General features: G+C 53.7%; 17 protein-coding genes. 9 read left to right on the top strand and 8 right to left on the bottom strand.

Annotated elements, in window-relative coordinates:
* Positions 1-226: 226 nt before the first annotated feature.
* The 7 genes from brxL to Q0R16_RS05535 form a co-directional block, all read right to left on the bottom strand.
* Positions 227-2,272: a protease Lon-related BREX system protein BrxL gene (gene brxL / locus Q0R16_RS05565; protein WP_295633250.1), complete on the bottom strand. Its 2,046-nt coding sequence runs from the start codon at positions 2,270-2,272 to the stop codon at positions 227-229.
* The gene (gene pglZ / locus Q0R16_RS05560; protein WP_295633247.1) at positions 2,262-4,901 is read right to left on the bottom strand and encodes a BREX-1 system phosphatase PglZ type A; all 2,640 of its coding nucleotides are present in this window, start codon (positions 4,899-4,901) and stop codon (positions 2,262-2,264) included. The genes brxL and pglZ overlap by 11 nt, the downstream gene beginning before the upstream one ends.
* A 2-nt stretch (positions 4,902-4,903) precedes the next feature.
* Positions 4,904-8,539 carry a BREX-1 system adenine-specific DNA-methyltransferase PglX gene (gene pglX / locus Q0R16_RS05555; RefSeq protein WP_295633244.1) on the bottom strand — a complete coding sequence of 1,212 codons (3,636 nt, stop codon included), beginning with the start codon at positions 8,537-8,539 and terminating at the stop codon, positions 4,904-4,906.
* A gap of 14 nt (positions 8,540-8,553) precedes the next feature.
* Positions 8,554-12,195: a BREX system P-loop protein BrxC gene (brxC, locus tag Q0R16_RS05550; protein ID WP_295633241.1), complete on the bottom strand. Its 3,642-nt coding sequence runs from the start codon at positions 12,193-12,195 to the stop codon at positions 8,554-8,556.
* Between the two features lie 4 nt (positions 12,196-12,199).
* Entirely contained in the window at positions 12,200-12,769 is a 570-nt protein-coding gene (locus Q0R16_RS05545; protein WP_295633237.1) for a DUF1788 domain-containing protein, read from the bottom strand.
* Positions 12,766-13,356 (bottom strand): DUF1819 family protein, encoded by a 591-nt coding sequence (locus Q0R16_RS05540; RefSeq protein WP_295633234.1) that lies wholly within the window; start codon positions 13,354-13,356, stop codon positions 12,766-12,768. The genes Q0R16_RS05545 and Q0R16_RS05540 overlap by 4 nt, the downstream gene beginning before the upstream one ends.
* A gap of 135 nt (positions 13,357-13,491) precedes the next feature.
* Positions 13,492-14,421 (bottom strand): DNA N-6-adenine-methyltransferase, encoded by a 930-nt coding sequence (locus tag Q0R16_RS05535; protein ID WP_295633231.1) that lies wholly within the window; start codon positions 14,419-14,421, stop codon positions 13,492-13,494.
* Between the two features lie 582 nt (positions 14,422-15,003).
* On the opposite strand from Q0R16_RS05535, the gene Q0R16_RS05530 reads away from it, so the two are divergent.
* The 9 genes from Q0R16_RS05530 (at position 15,004) to Q0R16_RS19545 (ending at position 23,978) form a co-directional block, all read left to right on the top strand.
* A complete protein-coding gene (locus tag Q0R16_RS05530) occupies positions 15,004-17,742 on the top strand; it encodes a hypothetical protein (protein WP_295633228.1) in 2,739 nt (912 codons plus the stop codon).
* A 1,207-nt stretch (positions 17,743-18,949) separates the two neighbouring features.
* Positions 18,950-19,429 (top strand): hypothetical protein, encoded by a 480-nt coding sequence (locus Q0R16_RS05525; RefSeq protein WP_295633225.1) that lies wholly within the window; start codon positions 18,950-18,952, stop codon positions 19,427-19,429.
* The gene (locus Q0R16_RS05520; RefSeq protein WP_295633221.1) at positions 19,426-20,730 is read left to right on the top strand and encodes a site-specific DNA-methyltransferase; all 1,305 of its coding nucleotides are present in this window, start codon (positions 19,426-19,428) and stop codon (positions 20,728-20,730) included. The genes Q0R16_RS05525 and Q0R16_RS05520 overlap by 4 nt, the downstream gene beginning before the upstream one ends.
* A gap of 225 nt (positions 20,731-20,955) precedes the next feature.
* On the top strand, positions 20,956-21,204 hold the full coding sequence (locus Q0R16_RS05515) for a hypothetical protein (RefSeq protein WP_295633218.1): 249 nt from the start codon (positions 20,956-20,958) through the stop codon (positions 21,202-21,204).
* Positions 21,205-21,368: 164 nt separating this feature from the next.
* Complete coding sequence (locus Q0R16_RS05510) at positions 21,369-21,845, top strand: hypothetical protein (protein WP_295633215.1); 477 nt, start codon at positions 21,369-21,371, stop codon at positions 21,843-21,845.
* A 102-nt stretch (positions 21,846-21,947) separates the two neighbouring features.
* Positions 21,948-22,196 carry a hypothetical protein gene (locus tag Q0R16_RS05505; RefSeq protein ID WP_295633212.1) on the top strand — a complete coding sequence of 83 codons (249 nt, stop codon included), beginning with the start codon at positions 21,948-21,950 and terminating at the stop codon, positions 22,194-22,196.
* Positions 22,180-22,431: a hypothetical protein gene (locus Q0R16_RS05500; protein ID WP_295633210.1), complete on the top strand. Its 252-nt coding sequence runs from the start codon at positions 22,180-22,182 to the stop codon at positions 22,429-22,431. The genes Q0R16_RS05505 and Q0R16_RS05500 overlap by 17 nt, the downstream gene beginning before the upstream one ends.
* 151 nt (positions 22,432-22,582) lie before the next feature.
* A complete protein-coding gene (locus Q0R16_RS05495; protein WP_295633207.1) occupies positions 22,583-23,542 on the top strand; it encodes a hypothetical protein in 960 nt (319 codons plus the stop codon).
* 49 nt (positions 23,543-23,591) lie between these two features.
* Positions 23,592-23,978: a DUF6626 family protein gene (locus Q0R16_RS19545; protein WP_366857177.1), complete on the top strand. Its 387-nt coding sequence runs from the start codon at positions 23,592-23,594 to the stop codon at positions 23,976-23,978.
* A 125-nt stretch (positions 23,979-24,103) separates the two neighbouring features.
* Here the strand turns inward: Q0R16_RS19545 and Q0R16_RS05490 are convergent, their stop codons facing one another.
* On the bottom strand, positions 24,104-25,132 hold the full coding sequence (locus tag Q0R16_RS05490; protein ID WP_295633204.1) for a hypothetical protein: 1,029 nt from the start codon (positions 25,130-25,132) through the stop codon (positions 24,104-24,106).
* Positions 25,133-25,586: the final 454 nt, after the last annotated feature.

The following is a 25,586-nucleotide window of genomic DNA, read 5'->3' as shown; positions in this document are numbered from 1 at the left end:
CTTCATTGTCCCACGCGGGAGCGCTGTTGGAACGCTTCTGGAAACATATTGCCCTTCAGATTCCCGGAGCAGCCGCGCTCTAACCGGCGCTTCCAGCGGGCGAATGCCAAATAGACTTTCGGCGATCGGCCATCCAAAGCGGCGAGTGGCTTGAATGCCGCGAGATTTAAGGGCCAGCCAAGTTCAGGTCGATTGAACAATCGGCGAGGGTCTCTGGGCTACCCAATCAATCCACGCCAAGGGCCTTGAAAACAGCATCCACAGGATCGGAGTAGAATGACGTCTGGAATTTCGCGAACAACTCGCCGGGTATCGTGGGAATGTCAGTGACGCTCGACATGGGGAGCAAGACGCGCTTTGCCCCGCTATCGAAGGCAAGCTGCATACAGCCGGCAAGGTTTTCGACGGGCTTCACATTTCCACCAAGGCTCATATCGCCCAGCACGACAAGCTGACCTTGCAGCGGTTTTTGAAGGATTCCCGAACACGCCGCGATAAACCCGGCGAGTGTGATGGTCGTTGTGGATCCGCTGTTCTGCAACTCGACGATGTGCAGGTGATAATCGTGTTCGCCAGCTTTCGACGAACCGCTGATGCGGGAAACGTTTGCCTTGAAATAGTCGAAGCCAACCTTGAGGGCTTCCCTTGCCGCGCTGTTCGATCCAATCCCCGAGACCGCAAACTTTCCATTGCCAGCAGTGATCTGGGTTTCGAGGCGATAAAGCCCAAGATGCCCCCCGGAACCTGTCCCTATCGTGTGCAGCACACCGGGATTCATCGGTCCGTCAGGGATCAGCTTTCCACCGCCCTGTTCGGGCACGCCGATAAACTTTTCATCGCGGGTGTCCTGATCGATGTAGGAGAAATGGACATCGTAAAATTCCATGCCCCCGATTTTCTTTAACTGCTCCTTGACACGCCGCCGCGTTTCCAGAGCGTATTCAAGGCACTGGCGCACATCATCCTTGCTGAATTCCCCATTTGGATAGATCAGTTTCAGCAGGCCTGAGACCGTCTTACGCACGGCAATCGTGTCACGCTGGTTGAGATTATTGCCCAGCTTGAAGAACCGATCAATGGCGTCGGCAAAGCTGCGCTTGCGCATTTCTCGCATAAATTCTGCGAGGTAATCGGTAATCAGGCCATAGCGATTTGTGAAAAACTCGGGCCGCATTTTGGGCACTTCCCAGCCCGGAATATATGCGTGGAAGCGGTCAAAAAAGGCGCTGTCGATCATGACCTTGGGGAATGGTGCCAGCAGGTGGCTGGTCTTCACCAAGGTATCGACGGACTGGTTGATGTTGCCGACAAAGACCATGCTGGCTGAAGCCGAAATGGAATCCCGCCCACGAGCGAATGAGCCGTTTGCCATGTAGCCCTTCATAATCTGGACCCCGTCGGGCTCCTTGAAATTGATTCCGGCGACTTCATCAAAAGCGACGACATCCCACAGGCCAACCAAGCCGACCTGTCGCCGTGACATGTTGTAGAAGAGGTTCGCGACGGTGGTCTGGCCGCCCGAAACCAATATGCTGTTGGGGCTGACCTCCTCATAAACGTAGGATTTTCCGGTGCCGCGAGGGCCAAGTTCGCAGACGTTGTAGTTGTTCTCGACGAAGGGGATCAGGCGCACCAGCAGGTGCCACAAGGTCCGCTCATCCAGCACTGTCGGCTCCATCCCAGTCGAACGGGTCAGAACGTCAATCCACTGCTTGGTCGTGAAGCGTTTGCGAGCCTCAAAAAGCTCTTCCATATCCATGTTGGGCATCTGGATGGGCTTGAGATCGGCGATCGAGAACGGCGATCCCTTTGCCCCTTCCTCGAAAAAATAGTGCACGGTGACGATGCACCAGATGCCACCAGCTAACAACTTCTCGTTGGCCTTCACAAACCTTGTGTCGATTTCGGCGTCCTTGACCCCCAAATTGGCCAGCAACGCCTCATAAACATCGCGCTTTTCGTTTAGCCGAACACTGACCTTATCGATGATCTTGTAGCTGCCTCGCTCGCGAATCTTCGATTTGATTTTCTCGGCCTCGTCGGGCCGGACATAGTTGTCGGCCAAGACCCCTTTGACCGTTTCCAGCCCCTCGCGGATTGTGTCCTCGTCATCCGATGCGCAATAGCTTCCGAGCAAATATTCAAGGACATAGGTCGGAACGTTTGCCCCTTCCTTGACGAGCTTTGTCAGGTCCTTGCGCACCACCTTGCCCGCAAATTGCTGCACCAGAAGCTCATCGACGTCATTCTTGGCGTGTGATTCAGAAGTCATTTTCGAAGGCCAGACTGATGGTGACAGGATGGGGCGGAAACAGATCCAACTGATCGTCGGTGTCGCGGACGATCAAGTGATAGGTTCGATGAGGATCAAAGGACTGATTGGCCAACGTGAGCCAGATATCTTTCTGCCACAGGTTCATGTCCGCGGCCGTTGAATCGAAAGCCAAAACTTCCGCGTTCGAGATCTGCTGATCGCCGTCGTACAGGGCGATTCTGGCGGTCACCGGTTGCACCCGAACCGATGCTGCTTCCGTTTGGGTGATCGTGAAACGATGGCGCGACGTGGTGATCCGCGTGCTGTGGAACAACGGGGCTACGCCTACTTTCGTGACTCGGGTCCGTTCACGGCCCTTGCCTTCACCCCGCGCGTAATTGACGCGAAGGAGAGGAACGCAGATTTCCTGCGGCATAGCACCGCCATGGACGAACCGGCTGCCGCCGACAAAGTGGAAGCGGTTTATGCCCTTGGGCACCCAAAACTGCATCTGCGTTTTGGCGTTTGCAGTGCCTGAGATTTCGCCACTGATTGCGCCATCATTCTGCCCAAGGTTGGTGCCGATGAGATAGCGTTTCTTGGCGATCACCGCCCCTTCAGGTCGCAAGCTGATGGCATTTTTCTGAGCTTCGCTCGGAGCAGCACTCTGGAAAAGGAAGCCGTGATCCGCGGTCACAAGCGCGCGGTTGCAGTTGAATGTGAAGGCCCTGCGGATCAGTGCTGCGATCTCCTCGATCGTTGTTCGCACGGCGACAAAGGTCTTTTCCTCGTTGCCCTTGTCGGCTGTCTGGTCGATCTGATCATGATAAACGTAGATCACTCGATATGGCTTGAAGAAGGCCACCCCATCGTCCTTCTTCATTTCCATCAGGTCGGCAGCCTTGATGGCAATGCCGTTGACCAACTCAAGAGCCTTCTTTCGTGCTTCCAATCCATTGGCTGACTTACCGTCGACCTGCACCGTGCCGTCCGCGGCATATGCCAACTGGGCATGAGGCAGCAGCGCCGACATGCCCAACGCCGTGTAGGAAGGCACTACCCCAAGCATGGAATCGAGTGTGGCCTGATATCTGTCCGTGCCCCTTAAAGCGCTGAAAAGCTCTTGCGCCGCTTCGAAGCGGAAGGCATCGGAAATGATAACAACCATGCGCCTGCCCGGATCGCCATCGAGCACCGGCTTCACTTCCCGCCGGTAAAAATCATACTGGTTGATGACCTCAGGCAGTTTCCATGTCGGCAGCAGTTCGGCCTCTACCTGACGTGTCCACAGGTCGCCCAGTTCGGCCAGATACCAGTTGCCGTATACGTTCTCGATGTGGTTGCGCAGATCCTTCAGAACATCCCAGCCCTGAGTTTCGGCGACATCGGACGCCTCACCAAACAGCCGGTAAAGCTGGTCGAAACGAAAGAGCCTATCGTTGTAGAGCTTCCACGTCTCCGCGGCCGAATTGCTCTTGAGATGCGCCCCCACTTCACCCTTCAGAGTTAGGAAGGCGGCCCCAAAGGCAATGGCATCGTATACCTTGTGAAGTGCCGTCCGGGGCGCGTCATCGGTGGTGGGCTTTTCCGAGTTTGCCCAATAGGCATTCTGCCGGCTGCGGCAGAGATCCGTGATCCGTGCCACGTTGACCGTTTCTGAAGCGTCCAGCACCTCGCGGACTAGCAGCGATGCCAACCGCTTTTCGACCTCAAGAAAGCTATGGACCATTTCCAGATCAGCCAGAACAAAACTGGCTAGCTGTCCCTTGATCTGAAGGTCTTCTGCAATGACCGCGGAGAGCGCATCGTAAGCCCTCTGGTGGTTGCTGGAATCGCGCCATCCATCCATGAACACGACCGCATTCACGCCACCGCCGTTGGGCAGCAGAAGGTGCGACAGCGACACCGGAACCTTGCCGGTCACGTGCCGTGCGAAATCGGTGGCGAACAACCGCAGCAGCAAATTGCGCAGCGAGGGCATTTGATCTGAGTAGCGGAACTCCTGCGCAATGAAGTCCCAGAACGGTCCATCCACCCCATATCGTTGGAACTCGGCCAGCACCTTGCTCTCGGCTGCCAGATCATCGGGATCGAGTTCAGCCATGATGATCCGCAGGATGTGGGATATCTGCGGCTGCGGGGAACGTGCCAACACCGCCATGATCTTGAGATCGATCTGGTAGGGGCCGTCGCTCGGCGCGATCAAGCGGATGAGCTTGTCCATCCGGTCGCGGCTTCCGAAGAAGCGCGCGCGGGCGGCGATGTGAGACTTGAGCGACAAGTCATCGACCAGACCGAGTTCGCGCAGGATCAGCGTGGATTTGTCCGCGGCGAAGGGCGCTGCCCATTTGCGGATATCCAGCAGCATGTCGTGCGCAGAATCGGGCGGGGAGCCCTGTTCGTAGATGAGGAAGCGCCCCTTCGGCTCTTCCATCAAGATCCGCACCTTCTGTCCCAGCGTTGGACCCTCACCAAGCCGGATCAAGCTCACACCATCTTCCTGACAGCTATCAAGGCCAAGGCTGTCTAGTTCCTCGGCAAATTCGCCGTCGCTGTCTTGCCACCACACCACCCGGTTGCCGGCGTGGTCATGGCCACCGCTGGTGAACAGTCGTTTCAGATGGGTGTGAATGTGCGTCAAATCCACGCTTAATCGTCCTCGCCCTTCTTCTTCGGACAGACCTTGTCCTTGAAGGCCAGCAGGTCGCCGAACCGAGCATAGTTAACCTTCACGCCATCATCCAAATCGAGGGTGATGCGCTGGTCGGCCAAGTGGCGCAGTTCCTCGTCAAAGGCGCGGAGTTCGACCACCTGCTTGGCCAGCTTCTCCTTATCGCGGGTCTTGCGGGCCTTTTCCGCTGAAGACGACGATGCAGCGATCTCGGCATCCAGATCGTTGATCCGCTGCTGCAACTTGCCCATCAGTGGGGTCACATAGACCGTCCGCATTCGCGCCAAGGTGCCTTCGTTGTAGCGGTGGAGATAGACCAGCGCCTCGAACGCCTTTTGCTTGCCCGATGAGAACAGCCAGTAGATGGGCCGGTTCTTGTAGGTCTGAAGGTGGTCCTTGTAGAACTGCTTCGACAGGTAAGACCGCAGGGCGGCGCGAGGTTCACCCGCCTTGCCCATGGCGAGACCGTCCATCAGCGTGGTCATCGTTTCCATGACAGGCGCTTTTGGCCAAGCGACGCCGAGGAATTCTTCGATCCGGGCCGCTGCATCGTCTGCAAACCACTGCTCGTCGGTCAACGGAATGATGCCATCGTCGTCTGCCGGGAATGCGCCATAGCGTGATGGATCGAACCCAATGTTGCGCGAGTGTGCATAGATCAGACCCGGCTCAGCCAGTGAGTAGCGGCCCATCATGCCACCCACAGCATACGACACGAGTTCCCGCATCGTGTCGGACTTCAGACGTGCTTCACGCTGCTCATCCGTCAAGTCGCCGCCATAACGGTAGTGCGGATTGCAGGTCAGCGTTATGTCGGACAGCGGAACGTCAGGAGTTAGCTGATCCTGAAGGCCATAGGCTTCGATGAATCGAAAATTGTTCATTTCTTCAAGGCGCTGCATCTCGTTGGTCACACTACACCATTTGTCGCTCAGGCGCTTGTAGTCGTTGGCCAGTGTTGGTGCTTCGTCTGGATATCGGTGCCTAAACAATGGCATTTTTGAGAAGTCCCAAGAACTTTCAAACGAGTCCCAGTCGGATCGCGAAAGTTCACAAAGAGTTTCAGAAATAGCTTGAATTTCTGATTTTCTATCCACACGGGGAACAGGCACTTTACCAACATCACCGGGTTGTAAGTTCATGGTAGGATTGAACGTCTTTAGAAACATGCGTGATGCATTTGAGTTCAATAGAGCGAGGCAAAAATGATAGTTTTCGGGTTCAATAATTGCCGGAGATGCATCATCGAACCAAGTTTGATCTTCATCGATGCGAAAGCTCGGATCACCGGATGTTAACTTGCTCCAAACGATATGTGACTTACCAAAATGAGCTGCTGCGGACAGACCTGCGCCCCCGAAATTTTTCAGCGCGCTACCTTCATTGCGCCAGTCAACTGCATGAGACGCGATACCATACCACTTACGATACCCCCCGGCCTTATTGTATTTCCTCCAAGTCCCTTTGGAGATCAGTTCAAACGAAATCTCATGCCAATGACGTAGAAATCGCGCATTGTCGCCCGTGAAGATACCCTTCACAAGGTTCTTTGCCTGTGCGCGAAAGAACTTTCTGTCCTCAAAGAGACGAAAAACTTCATTTGGAAACTGAAACGCTATTGGACCTCCCGGAATGTTTTGGAAATCCGCGACACTTCGTATTTTTGGTGAAAAAGTTTGCTCGCCTTTTAGTCCAGATAGCAGGCGAGGAGACTGCTCCTCAGCATTGCCGAGATACCCTAAGTCAAAATAACTACCATTATAACTGTTAGATATTACCGATTTTTGTAATGTAAACGTGCATATAGGAACAATGGCTGACTGAAAAAATGACGTATATGATGGTTTAACCAAATTGCGCAGATTTAAAGTTTCAAATATAAATTTTCTCAGATCCTCGTAACTTGAGAGAAACATCCAAACAAACGGGGTCATAAATGCAAGCCGACCGTTGGTCTTCGCGAAGACAAAATCTCTAAAAATAAATGCTGCAAATAAGTCAGATTTTACTTCCTCGTAGTGCTCATGCAAATACTGCTTCAGGTCTGTATTCATACCCTTACCGCCCATGTAAGGCGGATTGGCGACCACACAGTCGTAGCGGCCACCGATCAACCAAGCCTGTTCGACCAGCGGTTTTAGCGCCTCCTGCGCATCCTGCTGCGCCTGTCGAAGCAGCAAATCCCCCGTCAGCGGCTTTGCAAGCAGCGCATCGAGCAATGGCAAGCTCTGCTTCACAGAATCCGGCACCGTGATCAGCGAGCCAAAGGTCTTGGCACCAACGAACAGCGTCACCAGTGCCTTGATCGCCTTGGCCTCAGCGGATGTCGGCTGCTGGGCCGACAATGTGGGTTGGGACAAAGTCTCTGGCAGCAAATCGCCGCTCGGCACCATTTCAAACCGCAATTGCGGCAGCAGCGCCTTCGCCAGCGCATCAGCATCCAACCCATCACTGTCCTGCAAGGCCAGCACGTTCAGCTTTGGCGGATTGCGCAGCACCGTCCGATCATCGGCGCAGGCTTTCATCAACAGGGCAAACCCTGCCATCTGCGCCGCACGATCATCGATATCCAGACCGAACAGGTTCTTCGTGAGGATCGCTCGCGCCGCTTCCCGCTTGGTGTAGCCCCGCTCCAGATAGATCGCCCGAAACAGATCATAGGCTTCGACCAGAATGTGACCCGACCCTACCGCTGGATCGATCAGGGTAATGGCTTCCGGATCAAGCTGCTTGGGCGTGATCGCATCGATCTGGGCCTGAACCTCGGGCGTCTGCTCAGCAGGGGCGATGTAATATTCCATCCCCGCGCGGACTGCGCTGTCAGGATAGGTCGCCAGCCAATGCGCGCCAAGGGTGTTCTGGACCATGTATTTCACGATCCAGTTGGGCGTAAAAAGCTGGGTGGCGGCGGGGATGTCTTCCGACTTCACCACCTTCCCGATCACCTGATCCTTCTTTTCCGAGATGTAGAACTGGTAGAGCCAGCCAACGATCTCGATTTCCTGCCATTCGGCCTCATCGATCTCGTTCACCAGCTTGCGCACGATGCTATCGGATTGCAGCAAGTTTTCCGGGAGTAGCAGTTCCGTCTCGTCGTCGATCCGCTCGAACAGGAATGGCATGGCGCGGTGCAGATCGTTGCATTGGGCGATCAGCAGCTTCCGATAGATCTGCTCGTCCTTGGTGCCGTCCAACTTGAGATTGACGATCTCATCCCGGTCGATGCCGGGAAGGTCGATGGCGACTGCCTTCTCAAGGATTTCGGGTTCATTGTGACCAGTCGGGTTGGAAAGAACCCGACAGCCGTGATCCAGATAGTCGTGCAACTCCATGTAGCGAATGGCGAGAAGGCGGTTGAACCACGTGTAAGCAACAGCTTCCATCACATGCGCAAACCCATCACGGGCAATGCGCGAGATCAGTCGACCACGCTGGCTGGCGACAGATCGCGGGAATGCCTTGCCGTTGAGAATGAACAGGTCACCCTGAACCTCGCCGGCGACATTTCCTTCCTTCGTGATGCCGAGCAGGGCCGCACGGTTGGTGACCGCCTGAATGAAATCCAGTCGGGCTTGCGGGGCATATTTTTTGAGGACGCTGCGGTTGGAAGCCATGGGAATCTGAACTTTCAGAGAATTACGACACGGGCGTTGCCAGCGATTGCGTCTTCAAGGCGCTGGCGCAGCGCGATCAGATACTCATCCACGTCCTCGCGGGTTTCGAGATAGGGCTTGGAGGCAGGCAGCTTCGCCGAGATCTGCCGACGCGGCTTGAAATTTTCAGGTGCCTTGACCTTGGTAGGTGATTGGAATGTTGCGGCAGTGGGCTGCTTGACCTTCGACTCTTCCGATTCAGGCGAAGCCGTCTCGGCTGCCCTCTTCGCCGCCTCGACCGCCTTCTCAATTTCGGTTTGCGCAACCTCAGTCGCATCGTCCGCTTCGGTAACAAGGTTCGTCAGTTGCCCAGACCGGGTTTCGCTCTCGATACGTTTGCGAATGTCTTGGATCGGCTTCAGGCACTGGTGCGAGAAGTCCGGATCGACGCCAATTCCGGCAAGGTCTTGCCTGATGGTCTCGATCAGAGGATCTACTTTGGCCAAGGCCTCTGCGCGACGCTCCGCAATCACCGCATCATTGGCAGTGCGGAGGGTAGCAATCAGCGGCGCGCTTTCCCTGATCCGACCATACGGCTTTGGATCATTCAAAATTGCCCGAACCGTTGTTAGAGGCGCTGCGGCTTCAGGATCCCGAGATAGGAAGAAGCCATTGGGCTCAAACTCCCTCGTGTATGCCGCACGCAATGCGTCCCATTGCGGCCGCTGCTGGGTGAAAAATGTGTCCAGTCGTTGATAGCGCTCACCGGCATCCAGCAGGTCGTCCTGATGTGCCTTCACATGTGCGAGGAATGCGAAGCTGTCCTGATTGGCAAGAACCTTATTCAGAATGCCTTGGATGTCTGCAATTTCATCGGATCCGGGATAGTTCCCGGTCGTCACCAGCGCAGACCAATTGCCCAGATTGCGGGACTGCTCATCGAAGCGGGTGCGCAGCCACGCATGAAGATCATCCTCGCCCTCGGGTGCAGCCACGCCAAACAGGTTTCGCGCAAGCGTTCGAACTGCCTGAATATCCGCTCGATCGACCGTTTTGCGTCGGGACAGGCTGACCCTGTTCCATTTGTTGGACCCTTCGATCTGGCCGTAAATTTCGCCCGCCTGCAATTTTCCTCCATTGGCATGGAGTTCGATCTGCCCCGCCTTGAACAAACGGCATACCAGCAGCAGGGTATCGTGTTCTTTCCAGCCATATGGATGACGTGCAAAGCGCTCGTTGATCAGCGAGCCCAGATTGACCGACTGGCTGCGCCCGGACAGCAAATCGACAAATTCTAGCACGTCCTTCAAGGCGTTGGCATTCTGGCTGCCGCCAAGCAGATCGAGTTCCTCACCCGAAGGATCAGCCAGCACACGGCGGATTTCAGTCATCGGATCATTCGGCGAATGCTGAATATAGGACAGCTTGCTGTAACTGTTCTCAACGAGGTAACGGAGGCCGGCATCGACTGCCGCCTTTGGTCCACCAGTGAAGGCACGCTCGTTACCCAGAACGAAGAACTTCGCCTCTTCCAGCATCTGTGTGAGTGTCGCATTGATGCGATTTCGGCGTTGGGTGTTTTCCTGCCGCTTGTCGTCGTGAATCCGCTTAGTGGTCAGCGGAAGCGAGCCATCGGTTTTCAAGCGCAGGTAGTTCTGAGTCTGGATGTAGGCTTTGATTTCATCTGCCAGTTTCTGGTCATCGCGCAGCCTGATGACCAGTTGGCCGACGCTCCCCTCCATGCTCATTTCAAGACAGCGAGGATCGGTAAATGACGCAAAGTCCGGGGCAAGCGGGGTCAGGACAGATAGGGTTAGACTGCCCTCGTTGCGGGTGCCGACGGGTGCCAAATCGATGAGACGCGTAAGGTCAAAATCTTTACCGTTCCCCGCGAACCGATAGCGGCGATCCTTCAAAACATCTTCGAAAACGACCTCGCCCAGCAGCCTGTGCAGGTCCGTTTGGCTGTAATCCTGATCCTTGATTTCCTTGTTGATGTCGCGCTCTTCGTTGGTCAGGAAGAAGTAGAGATCCCCGTTCCGGCTGATCAGGGTATCGCGTTCAAGCCGCAACAAACTCTCTTCGATGGCGCTGCGCAGGGCTCGTTTGTCAGCATCGACTTCATCGACAAAGAACGTGACGAGATTGTCGATATTGGCCGGGACCTCTTCGACATACCGGATAAGAAACAGCGTTTTCAGCACGCGGGGATCGAAGGCTGATCGATCGGGAATGCTATCGACGCGGCTAATGGCAGTGCGAACGACGCCTTCAAGGAAGCTCTCGATCGACGGGTAAAATGAGTCCAAAGGAACCAGCGCGCCCACTGGCTTATCCTTGATTTCCAGTGCCGCGGTCTGGAATGCGTCGAGCATCGATCGCTCGCCCTTTGAGAGATGACCGCCCGTTGCGCCAAACTGGCGGCTTGCTTCGAAGATTTTCTGTACGAGCAGGAATTGGTAGGGTGGGAATGGATAGCAATCGACGAAACTTTCGGCGTCAGTAAATGGACGCAGGGTGATGGATGGATCGCGGAAGGTGATCTGATTTCGAAGGATATCGCCCTTAGCGCTGAACATCGCCTTCAAGACTTGCGTCGCGTCGGCAGTCTTGGACAGCAGCCGGCGCTGAATGACCTCATCGGCATTCGACCCTGAAAGGGTCAGGCGGGTCGTAAAACGCCCCTGAATCTTTGAGAAATCCTTGCTGTTATCCTTGCCAAAGCCACCGGCACCGACAACCGCCTCGATGTCCTCCTGCGAGGTTACCACCACCCATGCGCGACCGTGGCATTTGGTCCCAAGTTCCTCGGTAACAGTCTGAAGGTTCAGCATAAGCTGGGTCTGACCGCCGATGAACTGACCGACCTCATCAACAAGAAACACAAGGCGTTGGTCGCTGCCCTTCTTGTCGAGGTATTGCTGCACCCATTTGGCAAAGTTTTCGATCGTGAGAGCCAGACCCTTGTCGAGGTTGTCGACAAAGGTTTGGGGGTCCTCAATCCGCTGGTTCAGGACCTTGCTGAGGGCATCGCCAACTTCAGTGGCATAAAACTGGTAGGAATCCCGTTCAGCGACCCAGTCGAGATTGTGATCGGATTTTAGCGCATCAATGAAGGCTTGGTATTTGCCCTTCTCATCGAGGAAACGCTCCATGTGGGCGACCTCTGGATGATCACCGCAATATCCCACATGCTCGTTGAAAACCTTGAGGAAGACCTGAAGAATCGCATCGCGGCTGTGGTTTTGTTCAGCCTTGCTGTCGATATTGAAGAGGATCACCTCGGTGTTGGCCTTGGCCAACCGTCGCAGATCGCCCTCAAAAGCGCGGTCGCCGGTAACTTTTTCTACAAAGAAATCCAGCGGGGTCTTGGCCTCCTTGCCCACTTCGATGACCGGCTGATTGTTGAGGAGGTAGGACAGGATTTTGATGAAGTGCGACTTACCAGACCCAAAGAATCCTGAGACCCAGACGCCCATTTTGGCGGACACATCAGCATCTTTTTTGCGGTCCATGCCAAGCAGGAACACGTCAACAAACCGCCGAAGATGTTTGTCGACCTCCTTGGTGATCACATATTCTTCAAGCTCGTTATAAGCTGCATCGCTCTGGTCAGCCTTGATCACACCGTTGATTGGACGGTTGATGCGCTTGTCGAAAATATCTTCGATTTTCATGGGATCAATCCACCAACCTAAAAGCGCGATAATAGGGAGTTTCTTGCAGGTCGCCGAACAGTTGCAAGGTCTGACCGTTGAACCGTCCGGGGAAAAACAGAACGAGCGGGATATTGCTCAGCAGGGGTTGCAGATTGTTGAGCAAACTGTGGGTTCTGACCAATGGGTAAGCTGCACCGACGCCCGTCAAAAACAGCATGTCGGGCGTCTGGTCGGCAAACTTCGCCATTAGTGCCGACGCTACCTTTCCCGGCTCCAATGGCCCCTTAAGCGCATTCAGCAAGGCCGGAACACCTTTGGCAGATTCCATCGCGAGCGCTTTGTCGTAGAGGCCGCGGCCCTTCAGTTGCTCGATGGCCAAAGCGAACACGTTGACATTGCTTATGTGCAGATCAGTTTTCCGAGCCACGTCATCCAGCAGCCAATCAATGTGGTCGGCCACTCGGCGCTCCGCCGTGGGTGGGTAGTCGAAGGCGTAGAAGGGGACGTCCTTACCAAGGCCGCGCCCCTGCAAAAACTCGTCGGAGATTATGCGCTGGCGGATTTTGTCCAGCCTAGCTTGCAGGTCAGTCATAAGAACACCTGCATGGCGCGAAGCACTTCGTCAAAGCCTTGATCCTTGAGGCAATTCAAGACCTCATGCTCATAGTGGACAGGCTGAAGCATCGGCTTGCCCCCTTCGGACAGCATTCCAACTTCCGTCAGAATCCTTAAAACGCTGTCACCGAGCTTGTCCGTGGTGGAAGCCGACCAATCCGACATTTCGGGGTCTCGCTCGTGACAGGAAGCTACGAACGATCGCCAGTGGCTGCGAGTTATACCCAGATCCCCAGACAGGAAACGGTCCCGCACATTAATCGCCAGAAAATCTCGCAGGAGGGGGCTGTGGGCTATCGCGGATGCGAAAACGGCCTGCGTGGCAACAGGCTTCGTCCCATCACGCACTAGCGCCCAAAGTTCCGGCGTCATGAACTTCAGCCGAACCTTGATAAGACTCGCTTGGCGTTTGGCCGTGCCAATCGACGTTTTTTGGAGAACATTCTCCACTTCGATCGCATGACGCCACGCCGCCGGCGTAAGCCGCTGCATGAGCAGATTCGCAATGATTCGCGACTCATAGACCTTGAGCGAACCGCCAGCGATATCGGCCTTGTACGGCAAGCGGGATCCTTCTGTTGGCAGAACCAAGTGCCCAGCCTACCAGATTCAAAACGATTCTGAACGGGGAATGGCCGGTTATAAGACAGAAACGAAAGTCCGCCGCCTATATTCTTCTCGGCCAATCAGGTTTGGAAATCAAAGCTGAGCAAGCTCCCGATTCACATCGCGCGCAGATTGCTGCGGAGCCATCACCATCCCCGGGATCAATCGACAAAATTGGGTAATATCGGCCTCGTCGCATCCAGCGCAGATCAGCGCGATGGTGAATGGCACTGGATGAGCGAACCGCGGATTTGGCGAAACGAAGGTGAACCGACGTTTCAGAAAAACCGTTGTAGCGTAATTGCTTGCTCTAAAGGCGAAGTCTTTCAAATCCAATCTGGACGCAGGCAGCATGAAAACCAGCTTGCCAATCTCTCCACCCTCGAAATGGTCGAGCGCCTTGGCCAGCCATGGCTGCAAATGGGAAAAGGGTGGATTGACGTAAGTCAGGCCCTCAGACGCCCATTCAGCTACCAACCCATCCTCGGGCAGCATTATCTTGCGTGACGCCGTGATCGGCGCGTCTGCGTGAGAGCAGGGATCAAGTTCGATAGGACCGAATGCTGCTGTCAACGCCGCCAAGATGTGCGGCGGCGTGAACCGCAGATCGCGCTCGGAATCCTTGAGCTTGTGATAAGTCCAATGCGAGCCAGCAACTTCTTGGCGCTCGGCGTCTGGGGCAAGTACCTGCAACATGGCTGTTAAACTGGCGACGCTTCCACGTCCGGACTGGACCGCCTGCACCGTTCGGATATCTAGACCCGCCCGTTCCGCCAGTCTCTCCACCGACCATTTGCACCGAACCTGCGCGTAGCCGAGTTGCTCGACCAAATTGCCGCCCTTGGCGACATTTTTGATCCTGATCTGCAACGTGTCCATCGCTTTCATTATCAGGTCGACGCTGCCTGATCCGACTTCGAGACGCGCGATGGCTCCGCGGTCAACACCCAATTTTTCGGCGAGCGCAGACTGCGATAAACCATTTTCCCGACGGGCAGATGCAATTTCGGAACAGAGATCCATGCAGGCTTGTATCACATTTTGTACTACCCCGCCTGCCTTTTGATTCAGCCAGACGGATCAAGGACTTTCAAAACCTCGAAGAAGGCTCCCCCATCGGAACAGCTTCTCGGTGAGTGGCGCGGTAGGCCGCTTCGCTTCGAAAGCCTCGCCGCTTTGCAGCTTCGGCTAAGGATCGCTTAGCGGCTTTGCCGCCTTCGCTTTCACTGCTTTTTTCGGCTAGGTGGTCTTCTTTCGGCCCTGTAGGGGCTTCATAAAATACTGAGAAAATATTTGTGACAGATATCCCCCACAACTAGCAGTTGCTTAGAGTACTATAAGGAAACGCCAGTTGTGGGGGAAACCAATGACAACCGATAAATTGCCTCATTACGTGCAGTGACGGCGTTTACGCCGGAAATTTACGACCAATGGATTTTATCTATTTGTGAAACGCACAATTATATTGACGAGCACCAACTCCTACCTGTATAATTTGGTAACAGACGGGAGAACTGCACGGGGTCATGTCCATGCAGCGCGATTTTATCTCTCTTGGGTCCTTCTCCCGTCGTTTTCATTACAAGGGATTATGACAGGAGAGCAATGACCCAACACATAATTGATCGGATCAGTACGACCATTGGTAAGCGCGCAGCGCTTCGTTTCGAACTCGCATTCCAAAAAAACTCAAATATATTGTATGAGCGAGCGATTTTTCCGCAACTGGCCACTGAGATCGGCGATGAATGGTCCTATCTCCCAATCGCGCCGGTAAATAACTGGCTTGGTCGCAGTCCGACATATACATTCGACGTGTTTGACGGGAACACCCAACCGACGAGCATGCAGTTCTTTCAGAACCCACTGAAACTTATCATTCCCGAATTGGTTGAAGACGATCAAGGTTTTTTGAAATCCGAATGGATTTCGCCAATGAATCGTCCTGCACTGGGCACCCATCAGATTTTTACATTTGAATACGATGATCCTGATCCTGCGTTTTTCAAAGAGCAGATGGGTTGGTTTACGAGTCCGAAGCACCCATTGGATTGCAAAATGGGGGAACTCTACAAAAAGCTCAAGGTTTTCCCCGACTTCGAAGGGATCACTGTAGTCTGGTCGGGAAGCAAATCGTTCCATATTCATCTGGCGTTTGCCACCTATCTTGCCAGAAAGGCCGGGATATGTGCCAATCTAAGGGATGGTCACACACAGCATTGGATGAAGGTCCTGCAACCGATCGTCACCGCGACCTTGCCCGCAAATGTTCTGCCCGACGACCGACTGAAGGCACCCGACCAGCTTCGCCGACTCCCATGGGGCACTCGGGAAATCACCAGTGAGGGGCACATCCTCGGCTTTCCGATTGGCACCAAGGTCCCCCAAGTTGTCATCTGGGAGCACTGGCGCAAGCTGACTCCGTCCGGATCGTCGTTCTTTGATGCCGAGCTTTTCCGGAGCGTTTCAAGGAAGGCATCCACCAGAGCGCGCGCTGATGACAAGACCGATCGGCCCGCATTGCCGATCACCAGCCCCGAGATGGCATACTGCACAGCGCAGATGAAGTTGCTTTACCCGTCACCCCCTGTGCTGGGCAGACCGATTTTCGCTCGGTTTGAAAACGACAAAGATGGCCTGAAGGCGTTGTTTTTCAACACTCTGTCGGATGGAAGCCCGTCTTCCATATGCATGGCTGATCGAGATCGAATTCATGCCGTTGGTCGAGGAGCGGGAACCCTCACGGAGATTCTGCTCCCGCGCAAGCTGGAGTGGATGATCGACGACTGGTGCGCGGAATACCAAACCTGCATCGACGAAAGCCAGACTGAAGCAGAGCGCAATTTCGCGTTGGCCGCTTTGGACAAGAACAGCGCAAGCCGAGCCATGAAATCCATGCTGCTCAAAGTCGCAATCGGGCCCGACAAACTCAGTCTGGTATGCGCGGCGGAGGGCATCGGCAAAACCAGTGGGCTTATGTCCCAGCACTGCACCATTGACGAAACCCTGTCGATCAAGTGTGACGGCACTATCATGTATGCGAGCGGCGAGTATGAAAACGCCGTTGAAAAATGCGAGGCATTTAACGCGTTCGGATATGACCGGTATCGCGGCATAGTCGTGAAGAGCTTCACCAAGCTTTACGCTGAAAATTGCAAGCTGCGTGGGCTCGAACCCATTTCTATCACGCAGGCGGCGGCAGGAAAGTTCGATTCACATCTCGCGGCGATCAGGCATAGGCATGCGGCGGTCTTGCAGGATATTGAGGATCACTATCGGCATCTGTGGCACTGCGTTGGCGATCGCAAAGCCGTGTACTTCACGGTCCATGATGTTGCCCACGGTTGGGCCCGCAGCACGAAAACCAGATTGATGGCAGCACCGGGTTACTGGACCGATCAGAACGATGAAGGCCATGTCGCGCAGTGCAAGGCAGCGACCAATGTGAGCCTACTGATCCACGACGAGGTCGCGCCGCACAATCTGCTGGACATGGTGCGGACCCCGCATCTGACTTACGTCAACGCTCTGAAGGCCAACTGCGATCAGCGCTGGGATGGGCTGTCACTCTCTGACAAATACCGCCGATGGGACCGCTTCAGCGACGTACAGTCGAGCCCAGTGGCCTTTGAAGAGGTCCTGAGGCTGGCGGAGTTCGATGACCAGTGGCGTCACGTCAAAACCGCTGACAGCGGCGAATACACGATGGGTGAGAAATCCCCATATGCCGCCAAGCTGGATCGGCCGTGGTCAATCAGGGAGCGAGCTTGGCCAACATCCAGTGCGTGCAAGGTTATCATGTTGACCACCGAGACCGTGCCGCTCACGATTGCACGGAAGGCAGCGGCAAGCTGGCAGACGTATGATCTGCAAACGCCTGCGATCCCCAAGCACCAGATCATCACCCGCCGTGAGAAGGATGTACGGGGCGATCAATTATGCGCCAAGGCCGAGAAGCTGACTACTGCGAACCCCAACCTTGTCGTCATTACCAACGGTGCCGCTTCCAACCCAAACGCCGTCCCCCCTGTGACTGCCAGAGGATCAAACAAGCTAATCGGCAAGGATGTCGAGCAGTTGGTAAACCACTACACCCCCGGGCAGTTTGAACAACTTGAAGCTCTGAACGCATATCTTCGCACAAAAAATATGATCGAGCTTACACACGTGGATCAAATTAATCAGAGTGCTGGACGAAACATCGGTTTTAGGCTGAAAGATAACGTAACTCACACGTTACGGATCAATTTTTATCTTTATGCAATGATCGCCAATAACAATCGACTTCGATACAGACTGAAAATAGTCGAAACCAAATCGTCGAAACAGGCAGCACGCACATAACGACTAAAGATCATTCGCTTGCTGGCAACCATGTTATTTCATAAATTGAAGCTATAACTTTAACTTACGACATATAGATTACCCGTCCTTGAGTTTAATCTAACACATCTATAGAAAACAATCGAGAATTCACTGCTCGTAATCAGCGTGAATTGTCACAAGCTTTACAATGTTCGCGGTTTTATCTTCAATTGCCGTGCCCGCGCAAGCTGAAACATACTTTCGCTCGCCACGTTCCACCAGACAAGCCGCAGAGTCGCTGGCGCACGTGTCTGCGGATGATGGAATCAAAAGTAAGTTTCAGGCCAGTTCCGCCTAAGCGAACGACCCGTGAAGTCCCATTTGTGCCAATAATTGGCAGATCTCGGGGCTTTTTGTGCGGTGCGCCGTCGTTGGCCTTTCATCTTTGTTGTTCCGAAATCCGCGGGTGCAAGCCCGCGCACCTCATTTTGCGCGGCGGTGAACGTATCCGCCGGAATGTTAGTTTTCGAATCGCTGAGGCAAGAATCAATGTGGAAGCCCAAGGGCGATATATTTCATCGCGATCACCAAAAAATACCTTGTAAACGTTCATCGTCGTGGTCGCGCATCATCAGCGCCCCTGCGGCCAGTTACAAATAGTCTAACCGACTATTATTTACCAACGTCCAGTTTACACAGATATGACTGCAAGATAGCAACTCTTCCGTCCCATTTATTATAGTAGTTATCCAGCCCGAAAACCAAAAATCTTTTTTTCGATGAAAACGGGCTATGGTTTTACAAGCGTCAATACTCGCTGTGTTATGCGGCCAATACATACTACCTTTTTATTTATGGCTGATTTGCGCCATTGCGGCCATTTTCAATTTCGTATCGATATAAAATCATTACAATAAGCCGCGTTACTGGGCGCAGGTTGACACGCTAATAAACAGGTCTAAAAAAGCATCATCGAAACGACACAGGATCACCTAATGAAAAAGTTTATTGTAAGATTGAACTGCAGCGCAGCAGTTGCACAGGCGGAGGCTTTTTCTATGACTAAAAACAAAGTCATTGATCACGCTACGGTGCATTACCGAGGATTTCTGAATCACCGAAAGGTCGATAATACAACTGTTTGGATCAATGCCAATAGCGCTAGGTTCAAGCATAACAACAAAATTATCAGGGTTTACTTGAGTTCAAAGACACTAAAAATTGTCCAAGCCGGAAGGAATGTTTTGTGAGTTTTGTTATAATTCCATATTTCGCTCATGATGAGTGGCTAACTGCCGTTTACACATACGATTTTGTGTTCAAAGACTTTGGTGTTGGCGTCGAGCCGTCGCTGAACGGTGGGTATGATGTTGCGATCAAGTCCCCGCCCGTCCGAACGTTTGAAGGCGCTCACGACGAGTTGATCGAACACATCAAGGCCGAGGTTGCAAGCGCCAAGGCCCCGCTGGAATTGGTCGATGTGGATCTGCACTGTTCAACGCTGGAAGAGTGCCTGCACGCCGCCAACGATAATCAGCACGTCAGCATGTGGTTCGAGTCATTCATCACTGAAAACTCACTTGCGAAGTTCATTGATGAAAACCGCGATCCGGACAATGAGGACGCTGACCCTGCATTGGCGGATGTAGTTCACACCACGGCGGTGCATATCGGTTGGTTGCCCTACGGGTCCGAACTGGAACCCATGAAGGAGGCCGCCAAGTGAAAAACTCAAAAAACCGCCGGGCGGAAGCAGCAGTCCTGCGGGATGCGAACCGTCAATTTTTTCGGTCTACCTTTGGCTGGCTAAGCTCTCCGCTCAGCGCAAACCGTCGCCCTGCCAACGACGATGCGATTGCGCAATTTGCAAAGGCAGACAAGCGTATCTCCGCATCGGATGACGCCTTCATGGATGTCCTCGACGACGAATGGTCTACTGCCTCCACCATCCGCAATCGCCTCGCCGGCGTCGGTATCGCGGTATCCATCGGAACCATCTACAATCGTCTGCGCGCTCTGACAGCCGCCAATTCCGCGCGACTTGAGAACATCGATGGCCCAGCGCGTTGGCGGATCAGGGCGACGGCTGCTGACGTCGGCGATGTCGGGCACATCGGTTCTCCGCCTGTGGCATTGCCCTCGCTTGATCAGGCTCCTTGGACGGTATTGCCCCCGATTCACCATGGCGATTTGACCGCCTCCAACGGCAACGTATCAGGCGTAGCTGGATCGGCCGCCGAGATCTCCCATCTACCCCTGCCGCCAGTGCCAAAGGCGATGCCGATCAAGATCGGTGATTGTGCAACGATCTATCAGGGCGATTGCCTCGAAGTCATGCGCTCGATGCGTTCAGGGTCTGTGGATCTGGTCTTCACGTCGCCTCCATTCAATCTCGGTGTTTCGAGGGGCAAGAAGCGGGGAAAAAAGGTCAATACCAACTGGAAGTCATCACTTCTCGACGATGGCTACGCGAGTTACGATGACGCCCGCGACCCTGCCGACTACGAAAACTGGATGAAAGATTTTTTGCGGGAAAGCTGGAGGCTTGTAACGGATGATGGGGCGATCTTTTTCAACCATAAGCCGCGCATCCAAGGGAAAATTCTACGAACGCCGCTTGATCTGAATCCGGGGCTACCTTTGCGCCAGATCGTCATCTGGGACCGCGGCAGTGGCCACAATTTCAACCATTTTTTCTTCACCCCGAGCAGTGAATGGGTCCTGATTTTTGCAAAGCCTAACTTCAAATTGAACGGCCTGACGCCACGCACGAGGGACGTTTGGAAAATCGCGCCTGAACATGGAAATCCCCATCCTGCACCGTTTCCAATCGAGCTTCCCCTGACGGCGATCCGGAATACTTCGGCGAAAGTCGTGCTTGATCCTTTCATGGGCTCCGGGTCCGCGGGTGTCGCAGCGCTGCGGTGTGGTCGCCAGTTTGTCGGGATCGAACTCGACGCTGGCTACATCGAGATGGCGACGGCGCGTCTCGAAGCTGAGTTGCCCTGTGCAGCAAAGGCGGCGTGACGCAGCGACCAAGTGGTCAAAATCACGCTTGGTACCCCCGAGCGGAATGACAGGAAACGCCCACTTGCCGACGTTCGGCCCGCCTTCGACGCAACCCAAAAAGCGGTCAGTCTGTGCTGTCAGATTTGGTGAACGACGGACGGTTAACAAAGGCCTGTCGGCGCGGACTGAACGCCGCAAAACGCGTGGCTTGCCGCCAATCTTTCAAAATGGTAGCAGTGAGGAATGGCATTCGATCTTTTTCTTATTGCCGTTGCGACAGCCCTAATTGTCGTTCCGCAATGGTTCTCGACATACACACCAGAGCGCCATGCCAAGCGGCTCGCTGAACTGCGCTGCGGTGCGCAAGAAAAGTATTTTGAAGAACGCCGAAGCTTGGAAACTTACCGGCCGCGCGGGCTCAGTTGGCCCTATCGCTTGTTTGGGGTTGCCACGATGGCTTTCGCGATTGCGAGCTTAGTTTTCCACCATTGAACGGCCTCACTTGGGAACCCCGAGAAACGGTAGCAAAGGGGTCGTGTCCGGAAAGTCCCCTTCGCGCGTGGAAATGCCCGAAGCCGCCCTACGTTCATGCTGGCGACGAAGGGCGGCATTCGGGCAGGTTGCGCCCAATAGCGGACCAAGCCTTGGTCTAAGGATTGAAAGAGGCTACCTTGATTAATGTGGTAGATCGGTGGACGGATTCGTTCCTTTGGCCTGCTTTGGCCGGCGCGTGGCTCGGCGTATGCGTTAGTTCTTGCGCTGCTGTGGTGGGCCTCTGGATCAAACCTTTAGTCATTCCCACCGCAGTCGCCCTAGGTACGCTAGCTGTGCTCATGTTCGTGCTGGCGCTTCTCGATCCCAAAACTCGTAAAGCAGTCAACGCGTTCAATATAGAAGAAAAAGAGAGATCGCGTAAGTGGTCGTGGTCGGAACGGTTTTTTTCAAAAGATTACGGCGATATGCGATTACTTATAATAAACCAACTAGCGTGGTTAGAAATGATTGTACTTATTTTTTCCGGTTTGGGTCATGACATCATTTCAGTAATCTGCTTTGAGAGCTTCGCCTTATCGACTCTCATGGTCATGCTGATGATGAAGAGAAGAAACGATAACGGGGGAAATGGCAGCTAACAACCACTTTTCCCCGTCCCGCTGGGAAGCAGTGCCGAATAAAAGCGCGCTGACGGCTCCCGCCCACTTGCGGACATTCGCTTGGCAGATACACTCAAGCCCATGACCGACTATGATCCCGACGATAGATGGCAGGATGAATGGATGGGGGCTGTTTCTCGCCTTGGCGAAACGCTCAAGGACAAGCACCAAAGCAATCCGTGGCCTCACATCCCGCTGCTACCTGAGGCCATGAAATACTTGATGACTGAGCTTTGGGATCGCGGGTTCAGCCAAACCGAAATTCGCTCGGCGTTCGATGCAGCTATGCTCGATATGCCAAGTTATGCCATCGATGAGCGACGGTCTTAAGGTCCGCTTTCCACCAATGGCGGTCATTCTCGATCGCTCGCACTTGGACACCAAGCGTAGGATTTCACAACTCGAATCCGGCCATTTCGTCAGAATCGGCCTCATATCACATCGCCACGCCGTTGATCTGCAAGCTGGCCTCATTCGCGTTTGTGTCGGGATCGTCGAACGAGACCAGCCCCGCTACAATCCAACATTTGCGGCATTGCTCCAACGATACGCTCAGCCGCAATGACAGGAATCGCACATCCCGCCATTATTCGACCATGTCGCAGGAAGGTCGGCAAAAATATTTCCCCGGTTTGCCCCAAACGATGTTATAATACGTTCATGATCAACAGCCCCACACTGGAGTTCTTCCGAAGATAACATTTTCGGAGGCTTCTTTGCATTATAATCAGTTGAACGGTTGGCTACTTCGCGCGGTTGCGGACCTTGATATGCTGGCCCCGGGCGTGGCTGGGCATGTCATTCGTGCCAGCGACGAGCGCCGCCATATTATTGCTTCGCTGCTGTCGGTGTCCCCCATTCAAGCGTTTGGGGCGGACCTCGGTCAATTTGTTCAATCGGCCGGGCACGATGTGCTGATCGAAGCCGCCTTCGGTCTGGTCCCGTTTGGATATCGCCGCGCTCTGGCGCGCTGCGGTCAGCATACGCAACCACGTCGCTTCTATCCATATCTGGCGCGTCTGCTTTCATCGCCTGATCGGACCGAAATGGCCCGAGCGGTTCGGCTCTTGCCGCGAGTGACGTGGCCGAGGCTTCAAATCATTCGTATCCTTCCGGAAGACCTTCAACATCCGTCCTTGGTCGACATCATCGACAACGCGGGCCAAGCCCGCGATCTCACCGCCGTGGTCAAGTTGCTCAGTGAACACGGAGCATGCCGGAGTGAGATGGCCGAAGCATTGGCTGCAACTCGAACGCCCGAGGCAATTTCTCGGTTTGCGCGTCGCTGGTCCATGAAAATCACGTTTCCACCGCATCCGATCCCCGCGTCGGATCGCTACCGTCCCATCAGCACTGGCGTGCAGCTTCAGGATAGTGCGCGCCGCTTTCGGAACTGCGCTCGTTCTCACTTGGTCCGGATTCTGGAACAACGTTCATCATTTGCCGAGGTCCGTCACGACCACGGCTCCGCCGTGGTCCATCTGGTGAAAGATGGCGCGTTCTGGGTGCTGGACGACGTTTACGGTCCAGCGAATGAGCGGCCGCCGCTTCCTGTTGAGAAGTTTGCACAAGAGTACCTTGAGCGGTTCGGGATCACCCGGATGAGGCCTGCTACCATTGAAAGCCCGTTCGCATCGCTGCGTAGGCTGACCGGTCGCCTCGATTTTGAGTTTTAGAATCAGTCAAAAAGCTGAAAATAAGCCGCTAACGTAAGCTCCTAACACCATGTGGCTAAATAGGTCAGATAAGGAGTTTAGCATGAGAGTTTTAGATGAAATATATTCACTGCTTAAGGAATACAAATACTGTAGGGATCAGGCGGATTTTAGCAGGATATTTTTGGGACGAAGCAACGGATATTACGCTTATATAAAGTCGTCCAAGGCACCGATTTGCCTGCTGTCCCTCTCATTTTTAGCCACGGCAATCCACTCGATTGCTAGCGAGGTCGATGATGCCCGGGAGTTTGTGAAAGCCCAGCGCCTTCGGTCTGCGTGGGTGTCGGCGTTGGTCATGCGAGAGGGTGAAAGAGAAATTGCATTCGTCGATCCTAAACATTGGGCTACGGCGTCGGGCACGATCCCCGCGCTTACTTGGCCGCCAAGAGCATAAGCCGAACTGGAAGCCTTTGTACAATAAAGGCGCAAACCTAAATAACTGCCATAGAAAATAGAAACACCCCAAAGTTAAAATGACGCAGTGAAAATAATTGTAACAATAAAACGTTTCGGATAAGTTTATGGCATAGTATCTGAAGCATTATCAGATGCTTGTTGATCTTGCCTATTAGTGCCTATCTTGTTGCTGCTGTGGCCTTCCAAAGGATTACTTACCTTCACTGCGACTTCTTGCGCATCCGAACGTTTAGATTCAGAGATTGCAATTCCCCGCTTTCTAACCTCATTCTCGAAATATATATCACAATCGATGTCATTACGATAGATGAACTTTGGCCCGGTTCTTCTTAACCAAGCTGCGACAGATACGATAGATTCTGAAGCGGCGACGCAGCCATTTACCCCCGACAAAAAATCTTTACTAGCGCCAACGCCGCCTGACGCGTCTGAAATTGGCCGTAACACAGCCAACATTTGGGCACAGGCTGGCGCAGCATTTAGTATTAGATTGTTTAACTGATCTTGGGCAGCCCCCACTTCGCCGATGGCCTGAGCGGATTGCTGGTTAAACATTTGACGGTTTCCCTCGTCGTCCTTCCCGCTCAATATGCTATCTCGCCGCTCGGCAGCAATGTCTTCATCGGTATCAGCAGTGTGATGATCTATGTAATATTGCAATAAATCTGCGTTGGTGACTTTAGAAAGGCAGGTTTCTAAAATTGGCATACTACCTGATATCATGGAATTGACTTTACTATATTCAATATTTTCATGATTAACTTGTTGACTGTCGGACTTTGTTGCTTCCGAGTTGTCGGCAGTTTCATCGTCAGATCGAGAATTGAAATTTGGAGATTTAGACAACATCGCCATCGAGATTGATACCACACAAATTGCCGTCAAACCTATCCATGAGACGATGGTTCGTTTTTTCCACGTAGAAGGAGCAAATAGAAGCTCTCCTTCATTATTATGTATTAACGTCCACGGCACCTGAATTCCCTGAGATTTTAATTTATCTATTACCTGTTTAATATTTTTATTTCCAAACTTACTGACGTGTAGTATCGCAGTCAAACTTGACTTACCTTCACGGATCTGAGATTGATATTGAGTTATGAGTTCCTTAATTTCTTTATCGCATTCCATGTCCGCTACCTCGCTGCTAATGCATTCAACATTATCCGCATGCGTTCTGCAACTTTTTTTACCCGCCCCCGTTGGCGGCGTGTCGGTAGCCCCTGCCGATCGACCCTTACCAGCTAACCCTTCCGTTCAGCCTAATCGGCAGCGTGGCGGCGAATTCATGGCCTTTGGCTCGGCGGTGATGTTTGCGGTCTTTGGCCCGATGCGGACTGAGGTTTCATTGGGCGGCCGTAGGTTTGGTACCATGGCGGTGGCGGCATCTCGCCCTTAACATCGTGCCGTTTCCATCGTGCCAGTGCGATCGTGCCCGTCGATCGTGATGTTTTCAGCATGGTGGCGGGCATTCCAGAACCGTCATTGATTTTGGGCTTTGGGATTGGCGGAAAACTGCCATTTTGCTGGTTCGATTTTTGCCATTCCGAAATCGGTTGAATACGGAATGGGGTCAGGTATGGGC

The sequence above is a fragment of the Novosphingobium sp. genome, from assembly GCF_025351285.1.
Classification (GTDB): domain Bacteria; phylum Pseudomonadota; class Alphaproteobacteria; order Sphingomonadales; family Sphingomonadaceae; genus Novosphingobium.
Note: the sequence above shows the minus strand (reverse complement) of the source record. Positions and strands in the feature narration are given on the sequence as shown.

Coding starts and splice junctions, on each gene's coding strand:
- Q0R16_RS19545 (WP_366857177.1), top strand. CDS start 23,592: ATGTGGCTAAATAGGTCAGATAAGGAGTTTAGCATGAGAGTTTTAGAT.
- pglX (WP_295633244.1), bottom strand. CDS start 8,539: ATGGCTTCCAACCGCAGCGTCCTCAAAAAATATGCCCCGCAAGCCCGA.
- Q0R16_RS05505 (WP_295633212.1), top strand. CDS start 21,948: ATGACCGACTATGATCCCGACGATAGATGGCAGGATGAATGGATGGGG.
- brxC (WP_295633241.1), bottom strand. CDS start 12,195: ATGAAAATCGAAGATATTTTCGACAAGCGCATCAACCGTCCAATCAAC.
- Q0R16_RS05545 (WP_295633237.1), bottom strand. CDS start 12,769: ATGACTGACCTGCAAGCTAGGCTGGACAAAATCCGCCAGCGCATAATC.
- Q0R16_RS05530 (WP_295633228.1), top strand. CDS start 15,004: ATGACCCAACACATAATTGATCGGATCAGTACGACCATTGGTAAGCGC.
- Q0R16_RS05500 (WP_295633210.1), top strand. CDS start 22,180: ATGAGCGACGGTCTTAAGGTCCGCTTTCCACCAATGGCGGTCATTCTC.
- Q0R16_RS05515 (WP_295633218.1), top strand. CDS start 20,956: ATGGCATTCGATCTTTTTCTTATTGCCGTTGCGACAGCCCTAATTGTC.
- Q0R16_RS05535 (WP_295633231.1), bottom strand. CDS start 14,421: ATGGATCTCTGTTCCGAAATTGCATCTGCCCGTCGGGAAAATGGTTTA.
- brxL (WP_295633250.1), bottom strand. CDS start 2,272: ATGACTTCTGAATCACACGCCAAGAATGACGTCGATGAGCTTCTGGTG.
- Q0R16_RS05490 (WP_295633204.1), bottom strand. CDS start 25,132: ATGGAATGCGATAAAGAAATTAAGGAACTCATAACTCAATATCAATCT.